We start from the raw sequence: 8,986 nt of genomic DNA, 5'->3' as shown, positions 1-8,986 counted from the left end.
GCGTGACCCGCGACGTCGAGCAGGTCGTCGATGTCGTGCTCGCCCGTGCCGTCGGCGGCGAGCACGGTCATCCCTGCGGCCCGCATCGCCTGCACGGCGGTCGCCAGTGCGACGTCGTATGCCACGGGCAGGTGGAACAGCGAGCCGGCGGTCGACCGCACGACCTTGGGGTTGTGCACGTCGACGCTCTCGGTCGTCAGCACGACCCCGCCCGCCCCCGCGGCGTCCGACGCGCGGATCACCGTCCCCGCGTTCCCGGGGTCGCGCACGCGCGCCAGCACGCTCACGAGGCGCGGGCGCTCGTCGAGCACGCCCTGCAGCCCACCGCCGAGCAGGTCCGCCACCGCGACGACGCCCTGCGCGTCCGGGCTCATGGCCGCGAGCACGTCGTCGTCGCCGATCGTCGTGCGCACGCCGTGCGCGGCGGCCGCCGCGACGATCTCGTCGTAGCGTGCCGCCGCTGCCGCCGTCAGGTAGAGGTCCCGCACGCGCGTGCGGGAGCCCGCCACGGCCTCCCGCACCGACTGGGGGCCTTCCACGACGAACCGCCCCTGGCGTTCGCGCACGGCGCGCCCCGCGAGGGCGCGCACGGCCTTCACGCGCTCGCTGCGCGGGTTGGTCAGGACATCCGTTGCCGTCACGGACCCATCATCGCGGGTACCGGCCCTCGGTTCGTCGAGCCGGCGGGCGGCGAGCCGGACTGCGCCTCGCGCCCGTCGGCATGTCGGCGCGCAGTGGAGGCAGCAACGCCCCCGTCGGACCAGGGTCCGCGGGGGCGTTGCAGGAGGTGCTGCGTCAGGCCGCCTTGGGGGCGTTGACGTCGGCCGGGAGCGCGTCCTTGGCCGCCTTGACGAGCGTGTTGAACGCCGCCACGTCGTTGACCGCGAGGTCCGCGAGGACGCGACGGTCCACCTCGATGCCCGCGAGCTTGAGGCCCTGGATGAGGCGGTTGTAGGTGATGCCCTCCGCGCGGGCCGCAGCGTTGATGCGCTGGATCCACAGCTTGCGGAAGTCGGACTTGCGCGCCTTGCGGTCGCGGTACGAGTAGACGAGGGAGTGGGTGACCTGCTCCTTCGCCTTGCGGTACAGGCGCGAGCGCTGGCCGCGGTAACCGCTGGCCCGCTCGAGGGTCGAACGACGCTTCTTCTGGGCGTTGACTGCCCGCTTCACGCGTGCCACGTGATGCTCCTTGCTTGGTCAGGGCCGGTAGTGACCCCGGGCGCCGGTGGCGCCCGGGCGAGTCACTTGCCGAGCAGCTTCTTGATCTTGGGGGTGTCGGCAGCGGAGACGACCACGTCACCGGCGATGCGGCGGGTGCGGCGGCTCGACTTGTGCTCCAGCAGGTGGCGACCGTTGGCCTGCTCGCGCATGAGCTTGCCCGTCCCCGTCACGCGGAAGCGCTTCTTGGCACCGGAGTGCGTCTTGTTCTTCGGCATGGCTGCCGTGTCTCCTTGTCGTTCGCATCGCACGGGTTCGTGCGACTCGTCGTGTCGGCCGGACCGTCGGGCGTCCCGGCCGTCGTGATGTCAGTCGGTGGTGCGCGGCTTGGGCCGGGGGGCCGGGCGCGGCGCGGCGGGCTTGGCCGCCGCAGCGCTCGGCTTGGGCGTCGCGACCGGCTTCGGGGCGGACACCGGCTTGGGTGCCGCCACGGGCTTGGCCGCTGCCTCGGGCTTGGCCGCTGCCGGCTTGGCCGCTGCAGCCTTGGCAGCCGAGGGTCGCGGTGCCGCGGCCTTCGGCGCAGCCGCCGGACGAGGCGCGGCCGCAGGCTTGACCGCCGCGGTGGGGGCCTCGGCGACCGGCTCCTCGACCGCGGGCTCGGCGACCGTCTCGGCGGCCGTCTCTGCCACAGCCGGCTCGGCCACAGCAGTATCGGTCGCAGCAGTCTCGGCCACAGCAGCCTCGGTCGCAGCAGTCTCGGGCATCTCGACCGCAGCGGTCTCGGCGACCGGCTCGGCCGCGACCGGCTCAGCCGCGGCAGCGCGCTGCTCGTCGGCGGCCTTCGCGTTGGCCTCGCGCGCCGCGGCGGCCTGCGCCTGACGACGCTGCTCCTGGCGCTGCTCGGCCTTCTTCTTGTTCGGGCCGATCACCATGATCATGTTGCGCCCGTCCTGCTTGGGCGAGCTCTCGACGAAGCCGAGCTCGGCCACGTCGGCGGCCAGGCGCTGCAGCAGGCGGAAGCCCATCTCGGGGCGCGACTGCTCACGACCGCGGAACATGATCATGACCTTGACCTTGTCGCCGGCCTTGAGGAACCGCTCGACGTGGCCCTTCTTGGTGGCGTAGTCGTGCGGGTCGATCTTGAGCCGGAACCGGATCTCCTTGAGCACGGTGTTGGCCTGGTTGCGCCGGGCCTCACGCGCCTTCATGTCCGCTTCGTACTTGTACTTCCCGTAGTCCATGATCTTGACCACGGGCGGGCGCGCCTCGGGGGCGACCTCGACCAGGTCGAGGTCAGCGTCCTGGGCCAGGCGCAGTGCGTCTTCCACGCGGACGATGCCGACCTGCTCGCCGGCAGGGCCGACCAGGCGGACCTCGGCGACGCGGATCCGATCGTTGATGCGGGGCTCGCTGATGGGTGCTCCTCTGGGTTCGTCGTGACGGACCTCCGGGAACGAAGAAGGCCTCCGTCCCTGGGCACAGGAGGAGGCCTCACACGGTCCGTCGCACGACGCGCGTGCGCCGACGGCACGCTGCGATGCGCGGCGAGGAGCCACGCACGACGACAGCCACCGCCGTACAGACCGAGACCCGGTCCCCGTCGCCGGCAAGCCGGTCGGTCGGGACCCAGGTGGGAGAGTTCTCCACTTGTGCACCCGCACCACGACCGTTCGAGTCTCGCTCGCACGGGCACAGCACAGGTCAGTCGGTGCACGAGACTACCAGACGCGGGCCGGGCCACCCGACCGCCCGGGTCCCTCGGTCCGCTCGACACGCCCACCGGACACACCCGAGTCGTTCCAATTCTTGAATGGTTCCAGTTTTTGTGATGGGCTGAGGCCATGGACGACGACGAGCTGCTGCGCAGTCGCGGCCTGCGAGTGACCGCCCCCCGGCTGGCGGTGCTCGCGGCCCTGACCGCCTCCCCGCACGCCGACGCCGACGCGGTCCTGCGCGGCGTCCGCATGCGGATGCCGTCGGTCTCCGTGCAGGCGATCTACGACGTGCTCGCCGCGCTCACGCAGGCCGGGATCCTGCGCCGGATCGAGCCTGCCGGCCACCCCGCGCGCTACGAGCGCCGGGTCGGGGACAACCACCACCACGTGGTGTGCCGCTCGTGCGGCGCGGTCGAGGACGTGGACTGCACCGTCGGGCACGCGCCGTGCCTCGAGCCCAGCACGTCCTCGGGCTTCGCCGTCGAGACCGCCGAGGTCACGTTCTGGGGACTGTGCCCCGCGTGCAGCGCCTCGACCGACGCCCCCGCCGAGGACGCCGCGCAGCCCGTGCCCTAGGCCGCTCCTCACGCTGCGCATGCCCTGCGCACCCCCTGCTCACGCCGGCGACGCCGGCGTGCCGATCTGTCACACCCGCCCTTCGAGAGGACATCCATGTCTCACGTGCCCGCCACCACGACGAACTCCGGCGCGCCGGTCGCCTCCGACGCGCACGCGCTGTCGGTCGGCTCCGACGGCCCGATCGTCCTGCACGACCACTACCTCGTCGAGAAGCTCGCGCAGTTCAACCGCGAGCGGGTCCCCGAGCGCGTCGTGCACGCCAAGGGTGGCGGCGCGTTCGGCACGCTGCGGGTCACGCACTACGTGTCCGCGTACACCCGGGCCGCGCTGTTCCAGCCGGGTGCGCAGACCGATCTGCTCGCGCGCTTCTCGTCGGTCGCGGGCGAGCTCGGCTCCCCCGACACGTGGCGCGACCCGCGCGGGTTCGCGCTGAAGTTCTACACGTCCGAGGGCAACTACGACCTCGTCGGCAACAACACCCCGGTGTTCTTCATCCGTGACGGGATCAAGTTCCCCGACTTCATCCACTCGCAGAAGCGCCTGCCCGGCTCGCACCTGCGCGACAACGACATGCAGTGGGACTTCTGGTCGCTGTCGCCCGAGAGCGCGCACCAGGTCACGTGGCTCATGGGCGACCGTGGCCTGCCGTCGTCGTGGCGGCACATGGACGGCTTCGGCTCGCACACGTACCAGTGGATCAACGCCGCGGGTGAGCGGTTCTGGGTCAAGTACCACTTCAAGACGCAGCAGGGCATCGACAACCTCACGGCCGACGAGGCCTCGCAGCTCGCGGGCTCGGACGCAGACGTCCACATCCGCGACCTGTACGAGCACATCGAGGCCGGCGACTTCCCGCGCTGGACGCTGTCGGTCCAGGTGATGCCGTACGAGGACGCGAAGACGTACCGCTTCAACCCGTTCGACCTCACGAAGGTGTGGCCGCACGCGGACTACCCGCTCATCGAGGTCGGCGAGATGGAGCTCAACCGCAACCCGGACAACTACTTCGCGCAGATCGAGCAGGCGACGTTCGCGCCGAGCAACTTCGTGCCCGGCATCGCGGCGAGCCCCGACAAGATGCTGCTCGCGCGGATCTTCTCCTACGCGGACGCCCACCGGTACCGCGTCGGGACCAACCACGCGCAGCTCCCGGTCAACGCGCCGACGTCGCCCGTGCACTCGTACTCGAAGGACGGCGCGGCGCGGTATGCCTTCGCGTCCGCGCAGACGCCCGTCTACGCCCCGAACTCGGTCGGCGGCCCCGCCGCGGACCCGGCCCGCGCGACGGACGGCAGCTGGAAGTCCGACGGCGAGCTGACCCGCACGGCGGCCGCGCTGCACGCACAGGACGACGACTGGGGCCAGGCCGGCACGCTCTACCGGGAGGTGTTCGACGACGCGGCACGTGCGCGCTTCCTCGAGACGATCACCGGGCACGTCGGCGGCGTGAAGAGCGACGAGATCCGCGAGCGGGCCGTCCAGTACTGGGCGAACGTCGACGCCGGGCTCGGCGCGGCGCTGCGGGCCAACCTCGTCGGTGCGCCCGTGCAGACCGGCACCCCGGCGACCTCCGCCCTCCCGGTGGCCTGAGCCTCACGCGTCGCACCGGACTGCTCGACGACCCTCGCGCCCACGCGGGTGCGAGGGTCGTCGCGTCCCTTCCGTCGTCGGATCCTTGCCGTCGGTGCGGCACGACGAGAGCGACACCACCGTGCGAGGTTCGGCCCGCCCGGCGCTCGATGGAAGGATGGGCGCATGAGCGACCAGCCCCTCGACCAGGCCGACCCGCAGCACGACGCGACCCGCGACGCCACGCGGGACATCGCGGACGTGGCCGCCGTCGAGGTGATCGTGACCGCGGCCGTGCACCTCATGAGCGCCGCGGCCGTCAAGTGCGGGCTCTCCGAGGAGGACGGCGAGCAGTACCTGGACCTCGACGAGGCCCGCAAGCTCATCACCGCGCTCGCCGCGCTCGTGACCGCCGCCGCCCCCGAGATCGGGAACCAGCACGCGCGCTCCCTGCGCGACGGGTTGCGGTCGCTGCAGCTCGCGTTCCGCGAGGCCTCCCCGTACCCGGACGCCCCCGGCGAGGGCCCGGGCGAGAAGTTCACCGGCCCGGTGAGCTGACCTCCGCGTCGACGAGCACGTCGCCCGTCGGCGCGTCCTGCACGGCGGCCGAACCCGCGACGGCATGACGTCGTCGCACGGCGCGCTGGACGACGAGCCCGACGACCGCGACCCCACCGCCCACCAGCCCGGCGGTCAGGAAGCCGGCGCCGGGGCTCGTGCGGTCGATGACCCACCCGCACAGCGGCGCGCCCAGGGCCGTGCCGACGGTCGACATCGTGCCCGACCACCCCATCACCTCACCGCGGCGCTCCTCGGGCGCGAGCCGGACGAGCGTCGCGTTGATCGAGGCGAGCGTCGGCGCGCACGGGAGCCCCGAGACGAACACCGCGAGCGCGAGCCACACGGGCATGGGGGCGAACGCGGCGGGCACGACCGCGAGGCCGAGCACGCCCGCGAGCACGAGCGGCGGCGGCGAGCTGGTCCGCGCACCGTGCACCAGGCCGCCGACGACCGAGCCGCCCGCCCAGAGCGCGATCATCCAGCCGACGTCCCCGGGCCGGCCCGCGTCGTTCAGCGACGCGACGAGCGACACGTCGGTCCCGATGAGCACGAACGACGCCGCGGCGGCCGCGATGAGCAGCACGACGAGGTCTGCCCCGAAGACGCGCTGCTTGCGGACCGGTCGACCGTCGGGCGACTGCGCCGCGCCGTGCGGGCGGTGCGAGCGCGTTGGAGGGTTCGCCCACATCAGGAGGGCGCCGCCGCCGACGGTCGCGCACCCGACGACGGTGAGCGCCGCCGTCGTGGAGACCTGTGTCGCCAGCAGGACGCCGACCACGGGCGCGAGCATGAACGTGAGCTCGACGAGCACGGAGTCGAGCGCGAACGCGGTGCGCTGCTGCGCGAGCGGCACCATCACCGACAGCGACTGGCGCGCGACCGAGAACACGGGCACCAGGAAGAGCCCTGCGACGAAGGCCGCGACCACGAGCGCGTGGTAGTCGAGGTGGGGAGCGAGCACCCACACGACCGACTCGACCACGATCGACGGCGCGATGGCGCGTCGCAGCCCGAACCGGTCGACGAGCCGACCGCGCCACGGAGCACCGATCGCCACGCCGATGGTCGAGGCGCCCGCGACCACGCCCGCCTGCGCGTACCCACGGTCGAGCTCCGTCACCACGTGCAGCGTCAGGACGACGCCGATCATCGCGGCGGGGATCCGGCACACGAAGGCGACCACGTAGAGCCGCGCGACCGACGGCAGGTGCAGCAGTGCCGCGTAGGACGAGCGAGTCATCCCACCATTGTCTCCCGCTCGCGCGCATGCCTTGACCCGCCCGCCTATCCTGTGCGGGTGCCGCCGCTGGACACCCCCGCCCCTGGTGGTCGCCCGAAGGGCACCCCGGGCTGGGCGGCGCGCGCGGATCACGCGCCGCACCTCGACCCCCTCGACGACGACGTCGCGGGCACCGACGAGCTCGCCGCCTCGGACCCGCACGCAGGGTCGGACGCACGAGCAGCGTCGGACGAACGAGCAGCGTTGGACGACCGTGCGGCGTCGGACGCCCGCGCAGGGTCGCAGGAGCGGGTGGCGCGCGACGAGCGCACCGGGGCCGGCGAGCACGCCGGTTCCGGCCAGCGTCCCGGACAGGACGACCTTCCCGGGTCCGACGAGCCCGCTGGCCTCGACCAGTCAGGGACCGAGCAGTCCGGGACCGAGCAGTCCGGGACCGAGCAGTCCCGGACCGAGGGACCTGCTCCGTCCCCCGGCGAACCTCCGCGCCGACGGTCGCGCACGGTGCCCGTGCTGGCGGTGCTGCTCGTCGTCTCGCTCGTCGTCGCCGGTCCGCTGATCGCGTACCTGTGGCGCACGACCGACGAGTGGCGTGCGTCCAGCGCAGACTGGGAGGACCTCGCGCGCGGCACCGCGGTCGAGCTCGACCGCACCCGCGGGGACCTGGCCGACGCGCAACGCACCCTCGACGACACACGCGCCCAGCTCGCCACCGCGCAGGAACGGATCACCGAGCTCGCCGACGAGAAGGCCCAGCTCGGCGACGACTCGGCGGCGCAGCAGCAGCTCGTCGACTACCAGGCACGCGTCTCGCAGGCCGCGGGCAAGGTCGCCACCGCGCTCGCGACGTGCATCGCAGCCCAGGGCCAGCTGATCGGCTACATGGACGACGCGGACTCCTACGCGCCGGAGGAGCTCGTGAAGTTCCGCGACGACGTCGACGCGCTGTGCGGTCAGGCCACCGAGGCGAACGAGCAGCTGCAGCGCGAGCTCGACCAGTGAACGCCCGCCGGGGCACACACCTGCTCGTCGGTCTCGCGACCGGCCTGTGCGTGGTCGCCCTGGCCGGGTGCGGCAGCCTCCCGCCGCGGCCGGAGCCTGTACCCACGTCGCTCGACGTCGCCTCGTCGCGCGACGACGTCGCGTCCTCGGCCGGCGCGCTGTCCCCCGACGGATTCGACGCCGCGCAGCGCATGGCGGTGCGGATCCGGAACGTCGGGTGCGGGTCGCTGTCGACCGGGTCGGGCTTCGCGATCGACGACCACACCCTGGTCACGAACCGCCACGTCGTGGCCGACTCCGCGGCACTCGAGATCAGCACGTACGACGGCAGGGACGTGCGCGCGCGGGCCGCGAGCACCGCGGCGCTCGCCGACCTCGCGTTCGTCCGGACCGTCGAGGCCCTCCCGGCGTACGCGGGGCTGGCGCCGCTCGACCCGATGCCCGGCTCGTCGGTGACGGTCGTCGGGTACCCCCGAGGCAGCCGGCTGGCGATGACCTCGGGGACCGTGATCGGTGCGACCACCGACCCGCTGCACGAGAACCTCGGCGAGGTGCTCGTCACCGACGCGCAGGTCGACCTCGGCTCGTCGGGCTCGCCGGTGCTCGACGCCGACGGGCGGGTGGTGGGGGTCGTGTACGCCAAGGGCAAGGACGGGGCGAGCTTCGTCGTGCCCGTGAGCACGTTGCGCGCGATGCTCGACGACGAGACGCAGGTCTCCGCCGCCCCGACGTGCTCCGGCTGAGCGACCGAGCCCTCCGGGACACCCCTGGACCGCACGGCCCGCGGCGTCCATGATCGAAGGACGACCGACCAGGAGGCTGCCATGACCCGTGTTCCCCGCTTCGACCCGGCCTCGATGAGCTCGGCCGCGAACGAGACGTTCAGCGTGCGGCGCGTGTTCGGCGAGGCGTACGAGCGCGACGGAGTGACCGTGATCCCCGTCGCCCGGATCTGGGCCGCGACGGGCCTGGGTGTGGGCGACGGCGAGGGCGGCGGCAGCCTGCCGCAGGCCGGCCCGACGGCCGCGGCGTGGGCGCGTCACGCGCGCGCCGTGTGGTCGCGCGCGTCGGGCGAGCGGACGTGGGACGACGAGGAGGACGTCGAGCCGGCGCCCACGGCGGCCGACTCCGGCTCGGCCGACACGGCCCCCGGCGACACGGACCC

General features: G+C 73.2%; 11 protein-coding genes. 6 read left to right on the top strand and 5 right to left on the bottom strand.

What is annotated here, in order from left to right; translation table 11 throughout:
• The 4 genes from CWIS_RS19355 to infC form a co-directional block, all read right to left on the bottom strand.
• Positions 1-641: RNA methyltransferase (locus CWIS_RS19355; protein WP_255352752.1), on the bottom strand; the 641-nt coding region annotated here is incomplete at its 3' end.
• Between the two features lie 154 nt (positions 642-795).
• Positions 796-1,179: a 50S ribosomal protein L20 gene (rplT, locus tag CWIS_RS08735; protein ID WP_048342881.1), complete on the bottom strand. Its 384-nt coding sequence runs from the start codon at positions 1,177-1,179 to the stop codon at positions 796-798.
• Positions 1,180-1,241: 62 nt separating this feature from the next.
• Positions 1,242-1,436 carry a 50S ribosomal protein L35 gene (rpmI, locus tag CWIS_RS08730; RefSeq protein ID WP_048342880.1) on the bottom strand — a complete coding sequence of 65 codons (195 nt, stop codon included), beginning with the start codon at positions 1,434-1,436 and terminating at the stop codon, positions 1,242-1,244.
• 90 nt (positions 1,437-1,526) lie between these two features.
• Positions 1,527-2,525 (bottom strand): translation initiation factor IF-3, encoded by a 999-nt coding sequence (gene infC, locus CWIS_RS08725; RefSeq protein WP_231583740.1) that lies wholly within the window; start codon positions 2,523-2,525, stop codon positions 1,527-1,529.
• A 474-nt stretch (positions 2,526-2,999) separates the two neighbouring features.
• On the opposite strand from infC, the gene CWIS_RS08720 reads away from it, so the two are divergent.
• The 3 genes from CWIS_RS08720 to CWIS_RS08710 all read left to right on the top strand — a co-directional run bounded on the left by CWIS_RS08720 (position 3,000) and on the right by CWIS_RS08710 (position 5,579).
• Positions 3,000-3,449, top strand: a complete 450-nt coding sequence (locus CWIS_RS08720) for a Fur family transcriptional regulator (protein WP_048342878.1) — start codon at positions 3,000-3,002, stop codon at positions 3,447-3,449.
• Between the two features lie 96 nt (positions 3,450-3,545).
• Complete coding sequence (locus CWIS_RS08715) at positions 3,546-5,042, top strand: catalase (protein ID WP_048342877.1); 1,497 nt, start codon at positions 3,546-3,548, stop codon at positions 5,040-5,042.
• 165 nt (positions 5,043-5,207) lie between these two features.
• Positions 5,208-5,579 carry a DUF1844 domain-containing protein gene (locus CWIS_RS08710; protein ID WP_048342876.1) on the top strand — a complete coding sequence of 124 codons (372 nt, stop codon included), beginning with the start codon at positions 5,208-5,210 and terminating at the stop codon, positions 5,577-5,579.
• Here CWIS_RS08710 and CWIS_RS08705 read toward each other — a convergent pair.
• On the bottom strand, positions 5,560-6,822 hold the full coding sequence (locus tag CWIS_RS08705) for an MFS transporter (protein WP_082156332.1): 1,263 nt from the start codon (positions 6,820-6,822) through the stop codon (positions 5,560-5,562). The two genes, CWIS_RS08710 and CWIS_RS08705, sit on opposite strands and share 20 nt — an antisense overlap.
• 57 nt (positions 6,823-6,879) lie before the next feature.
• Here CWIS_RS08705 and CWIS_RS19350 point away from each other — a divergent pair, with 57 nt between their 5' ends.
• From CWIS_RS19350 to CWIS_RS18755, 3 genes are all read left to right on the top strand, one after another.
• Positions 6,880-7,821 carry a hypothetical protein gene (locus tag CWIS_RS19350; protein ID WP_231583738.1) on the top strand — a complete coding sequence of 314 codons (942 nt, stop codon included), beginning with the start codon at positions 6,880-6,882 and terminating at the stop codon, positions 7,819-7,821.
• A complete protein-coding gene (locus tag CWIS_RS08695) occupies positions 7,818-8,564 on the top strand; it encodes a serine protease (protein ID WP_082156331.1) in 747 nt (248 codons plus the stop codon). The genes CWIS_RS19350 and CWIS_RS08695 overlap by 4 nt, the downstream gene beginning before the upstream one ends.
• A gap of 81 nt (positions 8,565-8,645) precedes the next feature.
• Positions 8,646-8,986, top strand: a 341-nt coding sequence (locus CWIS_RS18755) for a hypothetical protein (protein WP_048342875.1), incomplete at its 3' end; no start/stop codon positions are given.

The sequence above is a fragment of the Cellulomonas sp. A375-1 genome (assembly GCF_001040865.1).
Lineage (GTDB): Bacteria > Actinomycetota > Actinomycetes > Actinomycetales > Cellulomonadaceae > Cellulomonas > Cellulomonas gelida.
This window is presented reverse-complemented; position numbering and strand designations above follow the sequence as displayed.

Coding starts and splice junctions, on each gene's coding strand:
- rpmI (WP_048342880.1), bottom strand. CDS start 1,436: ATGCCGAAGAACAAGACGCACTCCGGTGCCAAGAAGCGCTTCCGCGTG.
- CWIS_RS08720 (WP_048342878.1), top strand. CDS start 3,000: ATGGACGACGACGAGCTGCTGCGCAGTCGCGGCCTGCGAGTGACCGCC.
- CWIS_RS08715 (WP_048342877.1), top strand. CDS start 3,546: ATGTCTCACGTGCCCGCCACCACGACGAACTCCGGCGCGCCGGTCGCC.
- CWIS_RS08710 (WP_048342876.1), top strand. CDS start 5,208: ATGAGCGACCAGCCCCTCGACCAGGCCGACCCGCAGCACGACGCGACC.
- CWIS_RS08705 (WP_082156332.1), bottom strand. CDS start 6,822: ATGACTCGCTCGTCCTACGCGGCACTGCTGCACCTGCCGTCGGTCGCG.